Annotated in this window: 19 protein-coding genes; 6 read left to right on the top strand and 13 right to left on the bottom strand. The window is 70.5% G+C overall.

The genetic code is table 11. The features are described from left to right. Nucleotides 1–59: 59 nt before the first annotated feature. On the top strand, nucleotides 60–557 hold the full coding sequence (locus AB0J36_RS18695) for an NUDIX domain-containing protein (RefSeq protein ID WP_357132717.1): 498 nt from the start codon (nucleotides 60–62) through the stop codon (nucleotides 555–557). 19 nt (nucleotides 558–576) lie between these two features. On the opposite strand, the gene AB0J36_RS18700 is transcribed toward AB0J36_RS18695, so the two are convergent. Further along, on the bottom strand, nucleotides 577–1,443 hold the full coding sequence (locus AB0J36_RS18700) for an AraC family transcriptional regulator (RefSeq protein ID WP_357173837.1): 867 nt from the start codon (nucleotides 1,441–1,443) through the stop codon (nucleotides 577–579). Nucleotides 1,444–1,561: 118 nt separating this feature from the next. After that, nucleotides 1,562–2,173, bottom strand: coding sequence for a GNAT family N-acetyltransferase (locus AB0J36_RS18705; protein WP_357173834.1), 612 nt, complete (start codon nucleotides 2,171–2,173; stop codon nucleotides 1,562–1,564). 66 nt (nucleotides 2,174–2,239) lie between these two features. On the opposite strand from AB0J36_RS18705, the gene AB0J36_RS18710 reads away from it, so the two are divergent. After that, nucleotides 2,240–3,124 (top strand): transglutaminase domain-containing protein, encoded by an 885-nt coding sequence (locus AB0J36_RS18710; protein ID WP_357132711.1) that lies wholly within the window; start codon nucleotides 2,240–2,242, stop codon nucleotides 3,122–3,124. Here AB0J36_RS18710 and AB0J36_RS18715 read toward each other — a convergent pair. The 5 genes from AB0J36_RS18715 to AB0J36_RS18735 all read right to left on the bottom strand — a co-directional run bounded on the left by AB0J36_RS18715 (nucleotide 3,111) and on the right by AB0J36_RS18735 (nucleotide 7,389). After that, nucleotides 3,111–4,064: a redoxin family protein gene (locus AB0J36_RS18715; RefSeq protein ID WP_363660914.1), complete on the bottom strand. Its 954-nt coding sequence runs from the start codon at nucleotides 4,062–4,064 to the stop codon at nucleotides 3,111–3,113. The genes AB0J36_RS18710 and AB0J36_RS18715 overlap by 14 nt on opposite strands. Beyond that, nucleotides 4,065–5,291, bottom strand: coding sequence for an epoxide hydrolase family protein (locus AB0J36_RS18720; RefSeq protein ID WP_357173828.1), 1,227 nt, complete (start codon nucleotides 5,289–5,291; stop codon nucleotides 4,065–4,067). It lies immediately after the preceding gene. Nucleotides 5,292–5,679: 388 nt separating this feature from the next. After that, the gene (locus AB0J36_RS18725) at nucleotides 5,680–6,348 is read right to left on the bottom strand and encodes a haloacid dehalogenase-like hydrolase (protein ID WP_357173825.1); all 669 of its coding nucleotides are present in this window, start codon (nucleotides 6,346–6,348) and stop codon (nucleotides 5,680–5,682) included. Nucleotide 6,349: 1 nt separating this feature from the next. Continuing rightward, nucleotides 6,350–6,751, bottom strand: coding sequence for a hypothetical protein (locus tag AB0J36_RS18730; protein WP_363660915.1), 402 nt, complete (start codon nucleotides 6,749–6,751; stop codon nucleotides 6,350–6,352). A 191-nt stretch (nucleotides 6,752–6,942) separates the two neighbouring features. Continuing rightward, nucleotides 6,943–7,389, bottom strand: a complete 447-nt coding sequence (locus AB0J36_RS18735) for a DUF3592 domain-containing protein (protein WP_357132700.1) — start codon at nucleotides 7,387–7,389, stop codon at nucleotides 6,943–6,945. Between the two features lie 330 nt (nucleotides 7,390–7,719). Between AB0J36_RS18735 and AB0J36_RS18740 the strand changes: the two genes are divergently transcribed. Continuing rightward, a complete protein-coding gene (locus tag AB0J36_RS18740) occupies nucleotides 7,720–8,559 on the top strand; it encodes an expansin EXLX1 family cellulose-binding protein (protein ID WP_357393453.1) in 840 nt (279 codons plus the stop codon). Nucleotides 8,560–8,773: 214 nt separating this feature from the next. Here the strand turns inward: AB0J36_RS18740 and AB0J36_RS18745 are convergent, their stop codons facing one another. Then, nucleotides 8,774–8,947, bottom strand: a complete 174-nt coding sequence (locus tag AB0J36_RS18745; RefSeq protein WP_357132695.1) for a hypothetical protein — start codon at nucleotides 8,945–8,947, stop codon at nucleotides 8,774–8,776. 258 nt (nucleotides 8,948–9,205) lie between these two features. Here AB0J36_RS18745 and AB0J36_RS18750 point away from each other — a divergent pair, with 258 nt between their 5' ends. Then, complete coding sequence (locus AB0J36_RS18750) at nucleotides 9,206–12,001, top strand: TIM-barrel domain-containing protein (RefSeq protein ID WP_363660916.1); 2,796 nt, start codon at nucleotides 9,206–9,208, stop codon at nucleotides 11,999–12,001. On the opposite strand, the gene AB0J36_RS18755 is transcribed toward AB0J36_RS18750, so the two are convergent. Beyond that, nucleotides 11,988–12,572, bottom strand: coding sequence for a hypothetical protein (locus tag AB0J36_RS18755; RefSeq protein WP_363660917.1), 585 nt, complete (start codon nucleotides 12,570–12,572; stop codon nucleotides 11,988–11,990). The two genes, AB0J36_RS18750 and AB0J36_RS18755, sit on opposite strands and share 14 nt — an antisense overlap. A gap of 129 nt (nucleotides 12,573–12,701) precedes the next feature. Here AB0J36_RS18755 and AB0J36_RS18760 point away from each other — a divergent pair, with 129 nt between their 5' ends. Next, nucleotides 12,702–13,058, top strand: coding sequence for a hypothetical protein (locus AB0J36_RS18760; protein WP_357132686.1), 357 nt, complete (start codon nucleotides 12,702–12,704; stop codon nucleotides 13,056–13,058). A 128-nt stretch (nucleotides 13,059–13,186) separates the two neighbouring features. Here the strand turns inward: AB0J36_RS18760 and AB0J36_RS18765 are convergent, their stop codons facing one another. Both AB0J36_RS18765 and AB0J36_RS18770 read right to left on the bottom strand, forming a co-directional pair. Then, on the bottom strand, nucleotides 13,187–13,789 hold the full coding sequence (locus AB0J36_RS18765; RefSeq protein WP_357132683.1) for a hypothetical protein: 603 nt from the start codon (nucleotides 13,787–13,789) through the stop codon (nucleotides 13,187–13,189). Nucleotides 13,790–13,894: 105 nt separating this feature from the next. After that, the gene (locus AB0J36_RS18770; RefSeq protein ID WP_363660918.1) at nucleotides 13,895–14,947 is read right to left on the bottom strand and encodes a zinc-binding dehydrogenase; all 1,053 of its coding nucleotides are present in this window, start codon (nucleotides 14,945–14,947) and stop codon (nucleotides 13,895–13,897) included. A gap of 68 nt (nucleotides 14,948–15,015) precedes the next feature. On the opposite strand from AB0J36_RS18770, the gene AB0J36_RS18775 reads away from it, so the two are divergent. Beyond that, the gene (locus AB0J36_RS18775) at nucleotides 15,016–15,810 is read left to right on the top strand and encodes a helix-turn-helix transcriptional regulator (RefSeq protein ID WP_357393459.1); all 795 of its coding nucleotides are present in this window, start codon (nucleotides 15,016–15,018) and stop codon (nucleotides 15,808–15,810) included. A 29-nt stretch (nucleotides 15,811–15,839) separates the two neighbouring features. On the opposite strand, the gene AB0J36_RS18780 is transcribed toward AB0J36_RS18775, so the two are convergent. Together AB0J36_RS18780 and AB0J36_RS18785 are read right to left on the bottom strand one after the other, a co-directional pair. Further along, complete coding sequence (locus AB0J36_RS18780) at nucleotides 15,840–16,115, bottom strand: hypothetical protein (protein WP_357173797.1); 276 nt, start codon at nucleotides 16,113–16,115, stop codon at nucleotides 15,840–15,842. Continuing rightward, entirely contained in the window at nucleotides 16,112–16,288 is a 177-nt protein-coding gene (locus tag AB0J36_RS18785; protein ID WP_357132671.1) for a hypothetical protein, read from the bottom strand. The genes AB0J36_RS18780 and AB0J36_RS18785 overlap by 4 nt, the downstream gene beginning before the upstream one ends.

A 16,288-nucleotide genomic window follows, 5' to 3' on the forward strand; every position in this document is an offset into this window, starting at 1 on the left:
GCACGACGCGACCTCGACGCGACGGCGGTGGCCGCCGACGCGCGGCCTATGATCGCCCGATGGCGGTACCGGACTACATCGTGCGGATGCGAAAGCACGTCGGCCACGACCTGCTGTGGCTGCCCAGCGTCAGCGCGGTCATCCGCAACGACGCCGGTGAGCTGCTGCTCGGCCAACGCTCGGACGACGGGCGGTGGTCGGTGATCAGCGGCTTCGTCGAGCCGGGCGAGCAGCCGGCCACCGCGCTGGTCCGGGAGGTGCGGGAGGAGACCGGCCTGGACGTGACGCCGCTGCGCCTGACCAGTGCCGTCTCCCACCCGCACACCTACCCCAACGGCGACCGCTGCGAATACCTCAACCTGGGCTTCGTCTGCCAGGTGGTGTCCGGCACCGCGCGGGTCAACGACGACGAGTCGCTGGACGTGCGGTGGTTCGCGCTGGACCGGCTGCCCGAGTTGGACCGGCACGCGCTGCTGGTCATCGCCTACGCGTTGCGCGACAACCCGTCGGCCGGCTATCTGCCGCCGGGCACCACCTGGGACGACGTACCCGACTGAGCCTCCGGCCGCGACGTCCTCAGACCGCGACCCGTTCGACGGGGATCCACAGCTCCGCGTCCGCCGTGCTCCCGTCCGCGGACACCCGCACCCGGGAGATCTCCGGTCCGGGCCGGCTGCGGTACGGGTTCGACGGGAACCACTGGGTGAACACGTCCCGCCACAGGAACTGCACCGCCTGCGGGAACGCGCCGGAGGTGGTGAACACCGCCCACGACCCGGCCGCCACCGGCAGCGCGTCCAGGTCGTCCGGGGGCGTGGCCCCGGTGACGGCCCCATGCCAGTAGTCCAGCTCGCTGCCCTCGGCCCGGGTGTCGGCCAGGTTGTCGCTGACGTTGACGATCCCGGCCGGCTCCTGGTCGGAGAGCGCCTCGATCCGGGCGGTCGTCTCCTTGTCGATGCTCCTGACGAACGCGACGATCGACGGGTTCATCCCCTCGTGCACCAGCGGAACCCGGGCCTTGCGCCCCACCAGCGCGAACGCGTCCTTGGTGACGATTCGGTACTCCATGCTGCCGCTCCCTTCCACGGTGAGTCGGAAGGACATCCGGGGCTGGGAACGCAACGCCGCCCCCGTACGCCGGGCTTCTCCGGGCCCCACGCCGTGCACGGCGTGGAACGCACGGGCGAACGCCTCGGCCGAGCCGTAGCCGTAGCGCACCGCGATGTCGAGCAGCGTCCGCTCCCCGGCCAGCACGTGCGCGCCGGCGACGGTGAGCCGACGGCGGCGGACGTACTCCGACAGCGGCATGCCGGCCAGCGCGGAGAACAGCCGCCGGAAGTGGTACTCCGACGTGAGCGCGATCCGCGCCAGGTCGGTCACCTCGATCTGCTGGTCGAGGTGCCGCTCGATGTGCGCCATGGCCTCGTTGAGCCGCTCCAGCACCCGGGCCTCCTTCCCTTACGAGCAGCAACGCTAGGCGGCGGGCCAGGTGGTCCACCCGACATCCGGTGCCCGCATCGGTCGGGCCGCGGTCCGGGGTTGAACCGCCAACCGGGACATCTCAGCGGGGCGGCTGCTGCATGATCCAGGTGGGCACCGGCTCCGACAGGGTGCCCACCACCTCCCAGCCGGCCCGGCGGTACAGGTCGACGTTGCCCGGGTTGCTGGTCTCCAGGATCGCCGGCAGTCCGTCGGCGGCGGCACGGGCCAGCCCGGCCCGCATGACGGCGCGGCCCCAGCCGCGTCCGGCGCTGTCGGGGTGGGTGCCCAGGACACCGAGATACCAGAACGGGTATGTCGGCAGTGCGGCGTGCACGGTGTGGTCGTAGCCCTGCACCCGGGCCAGCACGTCGGCCGGGTAGGAACCTTCCTTCGGCGACCTGTGCACGGCTGCCGGCCCGGCAGTCCGCACGTCGGCCGGCCCGGCAGTCGGTTGCTTGGCCGGCGGCTCCCAGATGGCGACGGACGCACCGCCACCTGTCGTCCAGATCGACGACAGGTGCACCCGCTTGTCGAAGAGGTCCCCGAAGAAGGTGGCGGCGTGGCGCGGGTAGGTCTCCTCGTCGGGGAACAGGAACCGCAGGATGGGATCCTTGACGAACGCGGCGACCAGTGAACCGACCACCGCATCGCGGTCGGCTGGGGTGGCGATGGTGATCTCGGGCGCTGTCACAGCAGTCGACACTAGCCGGGAAAAGCGCCTTGACCCTGACACGGTGGCAGGACGAAGACTCGCCTCATGGACGTCGACAGCTACCGACAGCACTCCCCGTACAGCGACCCGGGCCGGCATGCCGCACTGCTCGACGCCGTGCCCGCCGACATCGCCACCGTGGCGGCGACCGCCCGCAACCTGATAGTCCACTACCGCGCCGGCGGCGTCGAGTTGCCCGGCGACCGGCTGGAGGAGGTGAACAGCCGCTGGGTGGAGCGCATTCTCGACACCGACCAGTCCCGCTTCGCCCTGCCCCTGCGCACCGAGCGCCCGGCCGTCGACCGGGTGGCCGGCTGCTGCCGGGACCACACGCTGCTCTCGGTCGCGCTGCTGCGTCAACACGGCGTCCCGAGCCGCAGCCGGGTCGGCTTCGCCTCCTATTTCACGCCCGACTGGCACCACGATCACGTGCTGGTGGAGTACTGGAACGGCCACCGCTGGGTCTGGGCCGACCCGGAGGCCGACCCGGCCGGCGACCGGCGGTTCGACGGCTACGACATCGATCCGACGGCGGGGCTCTTCGATTCGGCGGCGCGGGTCTGGTCGGCGTACCGGGCCGGAACGATCGATCCCGACGTCTACGGCGTGGCCCCCGACCTGCCGGTCCACGGCGCCTGGTTCATCTACGACTACCTCCTGCACGAGCTGGCCCATCGGCAGAAGGACGAGCTGCTGCTGTGGGACAGCTTCGGCGCGATGACCGACGACCTCGCCGACGCCGACCTCACGCTCGCCGACGAGATCGCCGCGCTGCTGCTCAAGGCCGACGACGGCGACGAGGCCGCGGAGAAGGCGCTCGCCGACCGGTACGCCACCGACAGCCGTCTGCGTCCCGGCGCTCAGGTACGCAGCTTCTCACCGGTCTCCGGCACGGTGAGCACTGTCGATCTGCGCGTCAGCCGAAGGTGAGGGCGTACGCCTCGCCGCCGGGGTCGCCGAACGTGACCTCCAGGGTCCGCTCGCGGACCGCGCCGTCCTGGCGGACGAGCTGGTAGAGGCGGCCGTCCTCCAGCACGCCGTTGCCGGCCTCGTCGACGTCGACGCCGTGGGACGGGCCGGGGGCCTCGCCGTCGAGGAGCACCCGGAACGGGACCGGCCGTCCCGTTCCGGGGGCCAGCACGAGATGCGCGTCGCGGGCGTGGAACCGGACGGCGATGCTGGCGCCGGCTCGACCGACCGCGACGTTCTCCGACCCGATCGTCCACTCGCCCGACAGGGCCCACTGGTTGAGTGCCAGGCTCTCGGGGAGGTCGTAGGCGCGGCGTTCGTCGAGCGCGGGGCCGTTCGGCGACGCGAAGTGTTCGCCGCGACTGAACCCGAGGTACGTCTCGGGCGTCCGCAGACTGTCCCAGTCGGCCGCCACCTCCGGGCCGATCCCGGCGACGGGTACGAGGTCCCGCTCGACACCGAGCAGACGCTGGATGGTCCGCTCGGACTGCTCGTAGCGACCCTCACCGAAGTGCTCGTCGCTGAGCACGCCGTCGGTGTCGACGAAGTAGAGCGCCGGCCAGTACTGGTTGGCGAAGGCGCGCCAGATCGCGTAGTCGCTGTCGACCGCGACCGGGTAGTCGATGTCGCGCGCCGCCACCGCGGCGCGTACCCAATCCACCTGATGCTCGAAGCCGAACTCCGGCGTGTGCACCCCGACGACGACCAGGCCGTCGTTGCGGTACGCCCGCGACCAGGCCCGGACGTACGGCTCCTGGCGCAGCCAGTTGATGCAGGTCAGCGTCCAGAAGTTCACGAGTACGACGCGTCCGCGCAGCTCGGCGGGGCCGAGCGGCTCGGAGTTGAGCCACTCGACCGCCCCGCCGAGCGGCGGCAGGTGCACCCGACCGAACGCGGCCATCTACCGCAGCGACCGGAAGGCGGTCCGCAGCTCCTCGGAGAAGATCTTCGGCTGCTCCCACGCCGCGAAGTGCCCACCGACGTCGAGCTTGTTGTAGTAGATGAGGTTCGGGTACGCCTGCTCCGCCCAGCTCTGCGGGGCCTCGTACAGCTCGTCGGGGAAGACGCTCACCGCGACGGGGACGTTGACGCCCTTGGTGGCGAAGAACGAGAGCTTGTTCTCCGCGTAGAGGCGGGACGCGGAGACCGCGGTGTTCGTCAACCAGTAGAGCGAGATGTTGTCCAGGATGTCGTCGCGGGTCAGGCCCGCCTGGGCGCCCTCGAAGACCTTCGCGATCAGGGCGAGGCTCTTCGCGTCGTGGTCGAGCAGGAACGACGCCAGGCCCACCGGAGAGTCCGCCAGGGCGGTCAGCGTCTGCGGGCGCGTCGCCATCATCAGGGCGTACGCGACGTGCTTCCAGACGTAGTCCAGCTCGGTGGCCGCGCGCATCTCGTCGTCGGACAGGCCCGAGGGCAGCGATCCCATGGCGTTGTTCGCTCCGGTGGTGTCGCCCTGGAACAGCAGGTCGATCTCGGGCGGGACCGCGCCGGGCATGTTGGTGTGGATCCCGAGCAGCTCCGGCGGGGCCTGCACGCCCATCTGGTCCACGACGACCGCTCCCCAGTCGCCGCCCTGGGCGACGAACCGGTCGTACCCGAGGCGCTTCATCAGCTCGGTCCAGGCGGTGGCGATCTTCTGCGGGTTCCAGCCCGTCGCGGTGGGCTTGCCCGAGAAGCCGTGGCCGGGCAGGGACGGGATCACCAGGTGGAAGGCGTCCGACGCGCTCGCGCCGTGGGCCGTCGGGTCGGTCAACGGCTCGATGATCTTCATCTGCTCGATCACCGACCCGGGCCACCCGTGCGTGACGATGAGCGGGAGCGCGTCCTCGTGCTTCGAGCGCACGTGGATGAAGTGGATGTCCACCCCGTCGATGGTGGTCATGAACTGCGGTACGGCATTCAGCCGTGACTCGACCTTGCGCCAGTCGTACTCGTTTTCCCAGTAACGCGCGACGGCCTGGATGGTCGCGAGTGGCACGCCCTGCGACTGGTCGTCGACGATTTCCTTCTCCGGCCAACGGGTGGCGGCGATCCGCCGTTTCAGGTCGTCGAGGTCCGCCTGGGGAATTTCCACCGTGAATGGCCGGATCTCCGTGATGCCGGGCCGCGTCTTCGTCTTGACCGCCATGCTTTCGTCCTCTCTGTCACCAGTTCACGCCTCGCGAGGGGAATCATGGGGTGAGGGCACTACCCGGATGTGTGCGCCAATTCGAGAAAGGCACGCCGCCCCCTGTCTCGGAGCCTAGAACGCGGCACCTCGCGGTCGTGGCGATACGAGCAGTCACGCGGTCGGCGGAGATTTCCTAGCGGGTGTCAAAGTCCTCGGTCGAGCCGAGGGCCTTGACCCACGCCCTGGGTCCGGTTTCATAAGGCGGTCGGGCCGAGGCGGAGTCCGGGCGGCGATCCGGCAAGGCGCGGTGGCGTCCGGATACCGGTGTTGTATCCGGACACCACCGCAACGCCGCTGGGCGTCGTCCGGGCCCGCCGCAGGCCGACCAGTTCTTATGGAACAGGACCTAGCTGCCCGTCCAGGTCACGGTGGTCAGCCGGGCACCGAGCAGCCGCCGCGCCCGGGAGACCTGACGGGCGCTCGCGTTGACCAGCACCGCCTGCTCCGCGGCGGCGAGAATGGGAAGATCCGACAGCGAGTCGCTGTAGGCCACCCGCCAGGGTGGCGTCACCCTGCGGGCGGCCAGTTGCACCATCTTCGTCGGGCCGTAGTTGTGCACGATCAGCTTCGGGCCACGGATGTGCGACGCCACCAGGTCGACCTCGGCGAGGCCGATGGCGTCGAGCAACGCGCGTGCCAGGGTGTGCTCACACGCAGTCACCACGACGACGCGGTCACCCGCCGCGAGGTGGGCACGGATCATCCGCAGACCCGGTGCGATGAGCCGACCTGGCTCGGCGCCGAGGTCGGCGCCGAAACGCCCCAGCTCGGCCTGCAACCGATCCGCGTTCCGGCCGCACAGGCCGATCCGACTCATCCATTGCGCCGCCCGCACGCGGTAGGCGGGAACGGCGATCATGGGCGCGAGGAGGACGAGCAGACCGACGGCCAGCGGCAGCCGGGCACCCGTGAAGACGACGCGACGCATGAAGAGCCCGAACGCGTCCCCGCGCAGCAGCACGCCGTCGAGATCGAAGACGACGGTCGGGGTCGTTTCCTCGCGGTCCTGCCCCATCTCAGGTGGCGTTGGACGGTCGAGCTGGCCTGGTGCCGACAACGGCGCTGGCGATCAAGAGCACCGTCGCCGGCAGGAACGCGGCGCCGATGCCCAGCCCGAGCAGCAGACCCCACCCGCCGATGACCAGCGCGGCCACCAGGTCGACGACGCCGGCCAGCCGGCCGAATCGCTGCGCAAGAACCGGCAGCACCGCGGCGACGACCGGAACGCCGAGCAGGTAGCTGGCGGCAGAACCGGAGTCGTCCACGGTGAAGGGCGTCAGCGCGGCGGCCACCAGCACGGTGATCGCCAGGGCCGACCACCGCAGCACCCGCCGGGCGTCGACCGGCTTGCGGACCACGACACCGACACCGACGACCAGTACGCCCACGACCGCACCGACCGTCACCAGATCAATCATCCCCGTACCTCCCTCAACGACACGGTACGGACGCGGAGCAACACGGAGGGCCAAGATCCACTCGTCTTCCGTGAAACCGGCCTATCCCAGGCCCCCGGACACCCCAACGTCAGCGAAGTCGAGTAGATCTAGCGCGAGCGACGGACCGCGGGCCTGCCGAGGCGCACCAGCGCCGCGCGGCTGCCGGATCCTCAGGGCATGCCCGCGTACCGGAGTGGGAGCGGAGGTCGCGGCCGACGCCAGACGACGTACGCCAGGATGGCGGCGACGGCCAGGAGCACCACACCGATGAGGGCGATGAACCATGCCGATCGGTCGCCGACCTCCTGCACCCCGAAGCAGGGATCACTCTCGGCGTAGTGGACGCGGATGCGATCGCCGGTGGTCACGGTCCGGTTCGCCTTGACCGCCACCCGAAAGTGCGCGTCACACGTCTCGCCGCGGCTGGTCGTGAATTGAATCGCGACGAGTGTTCGCGCACCGCGATGCTCGACCTCGCGCACCACGGCCGACGCCTCCGATGCCCGATCGTCCGCCACGATCGACCCGATCACCAGGCCTGTGAGCGTCATCGCGAAGATGAGGTAGAACGCAGAGAACACCCGCAGGAAGGTCCGACTCGGGCGTCGACGGTTCATGGCCGGGACTCTAGAAGGGGTCCGCAAGGCGCCAGTTGCCGCGAGCGGCCGGGTGAATCTCGCGCGGGCAGGCTTGATCCACTCGTCTTCCGTGAAACCGGCCTATCCCAGGCCCCCGGACACCCCAACGTCAGCGAAGTCGAGTGGATCTACGGCGAGCCCGCGACGGACTGCGCGCCCGTCGATCCGGCGCGTGACGGAATGCTTACCGGCTTTGCGCTGGCCGCGGATCATGCGGCAACATCAGGCGGCGTGACGGCACCGGGCACGGAACCCGCAAGCGACAGCCCGGCCAGAACACCCCGGTCGAGTCGGCGGGTCCGACGCTGGATGGCCGGCACCGGAATCGCCGCTCTGGCCGCCGCCCTCGGCGTCACCCTCGCCGTACGCGGCGGCGCCGCCCCGGCCTGCGCCGCGCCGCCCAGCGGCGGCACCGTCCACAGGGGAACAGCCAGCTTCTACGACGGGGGCCGCTCGGGCGGCACCTGTTCCTTCCCGGGCCCGCCGGCCGACCGGCTCTACGCGGCTGTCGGCTCGTCGCAGTACGCCAACGCGGCCGCCTGCGGCAGCTACCTGGACGTCACCGGCCCGAAGGGCACGGTCCGGGTGCTCGTCATGGACCAGTGCGCCGGCTGCGGAAGCAGCAAGATCGACCTGTCCGAGGAGGCGTTCGCCCGGATCGCCGACCGCTCGCAGGGCATCGCCTCCGTGGCGTACCGGGCGGTGGTCGACCCGCCGCTCGACGGCGGTCTCACCTTCCGGATCAAGGGCGGGGCGTCGCAGTGGTGGTTCGCGGTCCAGGTCGGCAACCACGGCAACCCGCTGCGCTCGGTCGAGGCCAAGGGCCCGACCGGCGGCTTCCGCAAGACGACCCGCCAGGCCGACAACTACTGGACCGTCGACGACGGAATCGGCTCCGGCCCGTACACGATCCGGGTCACCGACGTGTACGGCCACCAGAGCACCGCCACCGGCATCCGCATGACGCCGAGGAAGGTCCAACGCACCACGGCGTCCCTCGTCGCCGCCCCGCCCAGCGCCTCCCCAACGCCCGCGTCGCCCTCGCCGTCACTCTCCACCTCGCCGACGCCAACGGCGGAGTCAGCCGCGCCCACGACGACGGTCGAGGCCCTGGCAGGCGCAGCTCCGCTGGCCGCCGCCCGCTGCTGACCCCGCGCCCCGCTGCGGCGCTTGTCATGCGCGCGGGTGCGACCGGCGTGCGAGTGCGGCCGTCGTGCGGCTGCCACCGGCGTGCGGCGCTCGGCGTGCGCCTGCGCCTGCGCCTGCGGCGTGATCGACTCCGGATCGCCGAAGTGGCGGCATCCGGGCGGCGTGACACCCCCACGTCGCCGACCTGGGGTGGATCACGCCCACCCGTGGCGCGTCAGGTGCTGATGGCGCCCAGCACGGCGGCGGTGTTGCCACGGGCGGCACGCTCGCCGGCGGCCACCACCTCTTCCGGGGTGGCGCCACGGGCCATCGCCTTGGCCATGGCCTCCTGACGCCGTTGCTCGATCTGCTCGTTACGCCTCTGCTTCAACCGGTTCCAGAAAGACATGCGTCAGACCATCCCCGCGGTCCGGCGACGGCAAACCGATCAGAAGGCGTGCTGTCGGGCGAGCGGACGGCCGTAGGCAGGCCGCCCGCACATCGCCCGCACATCGCGTACCGGCCGCCCGCACATCGCGTACCGGCCGCCCGCACATCGCGCCGGAAAGAGAGAAGAGACACCCGCTGCCGCCCGTTGACATGCGTTTCAGGCGAGTGACAGCGTTGTCATCGACTCATTTCCTCCATATGAGACGAGGAGCGCATCTTGCTCTATCGGAACTCACCCCGCCGCCGGGCGACAGCAGCCGCCGCGGTCGGCATTCTCGTCACGGGCCTGGCGCTCGCCCCCTCCGCGCCCGCCCAGGCCAAACCTCACGGCGCGCAGGACGAGGCCGTACGGTCGGGCAACGCACGGTTCGAAGTGCTCTCCCCGACCCTGATCCGCACCGAGTACCAGAAGAACGGCCGGTTCACCGACGCCGCCACGTTCAACGCCATCGGGCGCGACGACTTCGCCCGTACGCGTTTCACCAAGCGCGTCGAGCACGGCTGGCTCACCATCGACACCGGCGCGATGACGCTGCGCTACCAGGTCGGCTCGGGCGCGTTCACCGCCGACAACCTGACCGTGCGGCTCAAGACCGGCAAGCAGACCGTGCAGGGCCAGCCCTGGGCCGGCCACACCGCGCCGGCCTGCGCGTTCGGCGCGCTCTGCGAGGCCGAGTCGCTGCAACTCAACGGTCCCGGCGTGGCCACCGACCACCGGGGATACACCGGACGCGGCTTCGCGGCGGGCTTCTCCGCGTCCGGCGACTCGGTGACGTTCGCGCTCGACGCGCCGGAGGGCGGCACCAGGCAGCTCGCCGTCCGCTACGCCAACAGCACCGGCGGCGACGGCCAGAACGTGGACCGCACCCTGACCGTGCAGGTCGACGGCGACGCCGGCCGCACGCTGACCCTGCCGCCGACCGCGAACTGGGACACCTGGGGCCTGGCCACCGTGCCGGTCGACCTCACCCCCGGCCGGCACGAGATCAGCGTCGTGCGGGGTCCCAACGACTCCGGCAACGTGAACATCGACAGCCTCGCGGTGGTCAACCCGGGTGACCCGTTCCCCGCGCCGTCCGCACCCCGGCCGCAGCCCCTGCGCTTCGGCACCCTGGGAGAGGCCGAGACCGGCGCGCTCGCCGGCGGCGCGCGGCCTGCGAACGACCACAACGGCGCTTCGGGTACGGGTTTCCTGGCCGGCCTGGAGAACACCAGCGCCGCCGTGGCGCTCACCGTGACGGACGTACCCGCCGCCGGTGACTACCAGGTGCAGATCCGCTACGCCAACGGCCAGGCCGGCGCCCAGCCGAGCCAGACGCGCACCATGTCGGTGACGCCGGGGACGGCGGCACCGGTCACGGCGACCCTGCCGCCGACCAGCGGATGGGACTACTGGAACACGGTGGCCGTCCCGGTCCACCTGGACGGTGGCACCAACACCGTGACGCTGGGCTGCCCCACCGACGCCAGCTGCAACATCAACGTCGACACGGTCGCCGTCACGGGCAAGGACTCCCCGCTGCTCGCCCCGCACGCGCCGCTCGGCGGCTACCGCCGGGGGCTGGACGGCGTGACCGGCTCCGCGCTCACCGCACCGGGCCTGCTCTACCAGGACGGCTGGTACCTGCTCGACGACTCGGCCTCGGCCCTGCGCACCACCAAGCCCCGGCCCGCTCCCGAGCAGGACGGCTACGTCTTCGCGTACGGGCAGGACTTCACCCGTGGCCTGGCGGACCTGTCGACCCTGACCGGCCCCACGAAGCTGCTGCCCAAGTGGGCGTACGGGGTGTGGTACTCCGAGTACTACGACCGCACCGCCGCCGAGTTCCAGGCACTGGTGGACCGGGCCAGGGCTGAGGGCGTACCCATGGATGTTCTTGTCCTTGACACCGACATCAAGGCGCCGGACAAGTGGAACGGCTGGAGCATCGACCCCACCCGCATTCCCGACCCGAAGGCGTTCTTCGACTGGGCGAAGAAGCAGGGCCTGCACACCGGCATCAACATCCACCCGAGCATCCTCGGCTCGGACCCGAAGTTCGCCCAGGCGCAGGCCACCGCGAAGGGCAAGCTCCAGCGCGTCGGCTGCAACGGCGGCCCGGACTGCTACACGTTCGACTTCGGCGACCCGGACCAGCTCAAGGCGTATATGCAGCTGCACGACGGGATGATCCCGAAGGGCAGCAAGGGCCCGGACCTGTGGTGGCTGGACTGGTGCTGCGACAACACGAAGTCGTCGCTCGCCGGCGTGACCGGTGACGCGTGGATCAACCAGCAGTACGCCGACAAGACCGGCTTCGCGTTCTCCCGGGCGTACGGGTCGTTGCAGGCCGGCGGCTACAGCAGCCCGACCCCGGTGGCGACCGGACCGTGGGCCGACAAGCGCACCACGCTGCACTTCACCGGCGACACCACCAGCGACTGGTCGACCCTGCAGATGGAGGTCGGCTACACGCCGGGCGAGTCGGCCGCGACCGGGCTGGCCGCCGTCAGCCACGACATCGGCGGGCACACCGGTGGCCTGCGGGAGCCGGGCAGCGAGCCGGGCAGCACCAAGCTGCCCGACGACCTGTACGCCCGCTGGGTGCAGTTCGGCACGTTCCAGCCGATCGACCGGCTGCACTCCAACCACAGCGACCGGCTGCCCTGGCAGTACGGCCCGGCAGCCAACGCGTCGGCCAAGAAGTTCCTGAACCTGCGCAAGGAACTGCAGCCGTACACCTACGCCGCCGCCAAGGAGGCCACCCGCACGGGTACGCCCATCGTCCGCTCGATGTACCTGGCGTACCCGAACGAGCAGGCCGCGTACGCCACCGCCGGCTCGCAGTACCTCTACGGTCCGGACTACCTGGTGGCACCGGTGACGACACCGGGCGACACCGCCACCACGTCGGTGTGGTTCCCGCCGGGCAACAGCTGGACGGACATCTTCACCGGCAAGACGTACCGGGGCGGCACCACGCAGAACATCACCACCACCCTGGACACCATGCCGGTGTTCAAGAAGCACTGAGACGGCGTTCCTGACACCGGCCGGGTGGGGCAACCCACCCGGCCGGTTCGTCGCTTGGCTGGACTGAGCGGGCGCGGCTCCCCTCTTGACGTTGCTCCGCCAGTTCGGCGAAGGGCAGGGGGCAGCAGGTGCTTCCGGCGCAGGTGACCAGGTCGTCACAGCCGGCCGAGATGGCGTCCCGCAACGTGTCGCGGATGACCGTCAGGTCGGCCAACTTCTGCTCGATCTCCACAAGCTTCTCCCTGGCACGCGCCTGGAGGCCGGTGTCGGATCGGCCCCGGTGCTGGTGTCTGCCGGCGTCGAGCAGGTCGGGGTCCGGCCGGGAGAAGCCGAAGGTGAAGAACGCGCAGCAGGACGACTCTCGGGCCGTCAGGTCCCGCGCCAACTCCTCGACCCGGGCGGCACCGTCGAGGCGCAACCGCAGATGCCGCGCCGACAGTCGGTCGACGCCTCGTACCTCGGTGGTGAAGAACCGATCGAACTCGGCGAGCCGCAGCGGCCGTTCGGCCGTCGGGAGGGTGCAGGCATCCGGCACCCAGGCCTCGTCCGCCGTGACGTGGCGATCACTCATAACCTCGACGGTAAGCCTGTACCCGGGTACCAGATGCAAGCCCAACGGCACTGCCCCACCGTCATCCCCGCGGCACGGGACGGTGAGCCGACCCCGCCCACCCGGTGCTCGCCCCCTTACCATCCCTCAGTGATCTCGAATGCCTTCGATACGCGCGGTGGGCTCACCTACGTCGACCGCCTCGACTTCACCCGAGGCAGCCCGCTCAGGGCTGTCCGCCGGATGGCCTGGCCAACGGTCAAGCTGCACGTTGACGACAGCACATTGACCCTGTCGTCACGTACCAGCTCGGACACCTTGCGGCACGTCCAGGTGGAGGCACTGCCGCACCGACCTCTGCACGGACGGTTTCCGCTGCCGGCGACCGCCGTCTCCTTCCAGGTCGAGGGACGCGACCAGGTTCTGCTCTTCTGGACTCCGCGCGTTGGCGCGGTCCTGCGTAAACTCGCCGATCTCGGCTGGGACGCCGAAGACCCTGGGTCCTGAGCCTCACCCCGTGGTGCAGTCGGGACGATCAGCCAGAGGTAGCAGCTCTGCTGCGCCTCAGCGGTCCGGTCAGATAGCCGGACACCTGACAACATGCCTCGCCAATGCTTTCCGGTCTCGGCTGGGAACTACGCTAGGACCAGCGCGATCACCAGGGCAGGCAGCATCAGGAGGGGCGCCGCAAGGCGGACGAGCTGCCACGCCCAGACGTTGCGGGGTGAACCGTGCTTCACGCGGCCGCTCGCGAGCCACATAGTCAAGAGCGCCAACCAGCCGGCCCACGTCCCGCAGTGAATCCCGACCACGAGGGCGTCTCCGTTCGGCACCCCGACCACGAGGTCTCTCATCCACGGCTCGTGGCCAGTCTTGTACGTGACGTCCGAGAGCAACAGACCTGGAACAACCAGCCCCACAGCTGGGAGCAAAAGAACGTAGAAGAGCCGTCGACGCGGCCGAAACGCGAGCGCAAGCACGGCCACGACAACGACAGCAGTCGCCCGCACACCCCAGCCGATCGTGACCATAGGGAGCCGGCCGCAGCCGGAGGCCTGGCAAGCCAGCTCGGCGAACCACGGAACGAAGCGTTGCCGGAAGTCGATCGCCGAGCCGAGCACAAACGTCGCCCCGGCCCAGACGGCGCACAGCATGACGACGGCCGCGAGACAGCCGACGTTGCCTCGCCACGTCGGCGTAGCCACCTCGCTGGGCGTCGCGTCGCGGTCGCTGGTCATAACGGCGGCGAACGTACACGGCGTGGTCAACCCCGGATGCCGGCACCCGGGGTTGACCTGCGCCGCCCTGCCGACGGGCACGTCCAGGTGGCGACCCTCAGACGGTCAGGGGACGAGGGCTACGAAGCTGAGGCCCGTCGTGTGCTCCGCCAGGTCGAGGGCGGCCGCCGGGTCGTCCAGGCCGACCGTCCGCATCTCGATCGCGGAGAGGTCCAGCAGTCCGGAGCGGACCAGGTTCCACACGTTGGTCACGGTCTCGTCGTTGCTCATCCAGGAGCCGCGCAGGGTGAGCCTGCGGCGCATCAGGTCGCCGTACCCGATGGTGAGGTCTTGGCGTACGCCGCCGATGAGCACAAGAGTGCCGCGCCCCCGCAAGCTGTCGTAGGCGGCCATGGTCGCGTCCGCCGTTGGCGTAGCGCCGAGGGCGTCGAGGGCGATGTCGACCGGGCCGATACCCACCGCATCCGTCGTACGGTCGCCGGTCAGCCGGTGGATACGCATGCGGGGGTCGAGCTCGGCCAGCCGGTCGAGCGACCCCTTGTTGCGGCCCACCGCTGTCACCGTCGCGGCGCCCTCAGCGAGCGCCAGCAGCACCGCCGCGCCGCCGAGTTGGCCCGTCGCACCGATCACCGCGACGTCGCGGCCGGCCAGCGGACCCGCCGCGTGCAGGCCCGTGGCGGCGATGCAGAGCCACGGCACAAACGACAGACGGGCCGGGTCCGGGTAGTTCTCCGCGCCGGGCAGCTTGACGAGCGTTTCCTTGGCGCACAGCGCCGTTTCCGCGAAGACACCGTCGCGCCACACCGTACGCATGCGATCCGTCCGCTCGCTGCCGGCCCCGGAACCGCCAAGGCCGACCCAGCCCACCAGGATCTCGTCTCCGCCGCCCGCATCGAGCAGCGCCGTGTCCAGCACGACGTCGCCCGGGGCGACGTGGAACACGTCGGGCGCAACGTCAGTCACCCGGCCGACGCAGGAGGGACCCAGGATGAGCGGCACGGGCAGGCCGCCGCGGTTGCCCTTCACCACCATTTTCGTGTACGCCGGCAGGTGCGCGGCGAGCACCTCCACGAGCACGCCACCGCCCTGAAGGGTCGGCGAGGCAACATCGGAAAGCTGTACGTCGTCGTCTTCTGAAGCAACAGTCCAAGCACGCATGGGACAAGCCTGACGACTCGTTAGAGTGGTATCCAGAGCCGCTTTATTCTGGTATTGGAGGTCCCAGGGTGAGCAAGGAGCTGGGCACGTTCCTTCGCAGCCGGCGCGAGCGGATAGCCCCAGCCGATGCGGGTCTGCCGGTCACGCGGCGCCGCCGCACACCAGGGTTACGCCGGGAGGAACTGGCCCTGCTGGCCGGTATCAGTGCCACCTGGCTCACCTATCTCGAGCAGGGCCGCGATGTCCGCCCCTCCGGCCAGGTGCTCGACGCCCTCGCCCGAGCGCTGCGGTTGACCGACGCCGAGCAGGAACACCTGCACCACCTCGCCGGCGCAGGAGCCGCGCCGGAGCAGGACGTCTCCGAGGAGGCGACACCCGAGATCGCCGGTGTTCCGGCGTTGCTCGGCAACAACCCCGCGTACGTCACCGGCATCTGCTACGACGTACTCGCGACCAACCACGCCGCAGCGGAGCTGTTCCAGGGCGTGGGGCCGGGTGGCAACGTCGTACGCTGGGTATTCACCGAGCCCGCCGCCCGCCAGGTGCTGGTCGACTGGGAACAGGAGGCGCGCAGCATCCTGGCCCGGCTGCGGGCGATCGCCGGACAGCATCCCGGTCACCCGCGGGTAACCCGGCTCGTGGCCGAACTCACCGAGATCAGCCCCGAGGTACGCCAGTGGTGGCCGCAGTACGACATCCAGTTCAGCCACGCGGGCCGCAAACGCCTCCGGCATCCCCGACTGGGTGTGATCGCCGTATCGCACGCCGCGTTCCACGTCGCCGAGCGACCCGAACAGACGCTGGTGGTCTACCACCTGCCGGACAGCACCGACCTCTCTGCGGGAGCGACAGTTCCCGCGTGAGCCGTCATGTGTAGGCCGCCGACAGGACTTCAAGCCCGACCGGACCGGCGAGGCCGCCGGGCCTGGGACAACCACCCGAGGAACCTGGCGTGCATCGCCGGCAGGTTCGGGCGCAACCCCAGGCCGTACGCGTCGTCGACCGCATCGTGCATCGACGCGGCCAGGTAGAACGCCAAGGCGACGGAGTGGCCGTAGAACTCGGCCGTGAGAGTGAGCTGGGCCGGGCCGCACGGCCAGGGTGCGGCGCAGTTGCGGCACAGCCGCCTCGGACGCATCGGCAGGTGCGGGCGGGGGCGGGCGTTCATCCGATCCGCACCGTGCCTCGCCGATGTCCGGCCGGCAGGGCCTGCGCCCACCCGCCCGCCCGTCGCACGTACAACTCGCGCCGCGCGACCGCGTCGCCCGCCGCGTTGAGCTGGTAACCCTCGATCCAGACCCACCCGTCGTACGTGTGCCGCTCGGGCAACTCGCGGATCAC

The sequence above is a fragment of the Micromonospora sp. NPDC049662 genome, assembly GCF_040675055.1.
Lineage (GTDB): Bacteria > Actinomycetota > Actinomycetes > Mycobacteriales > Micromonosporaceae > Micromonospora.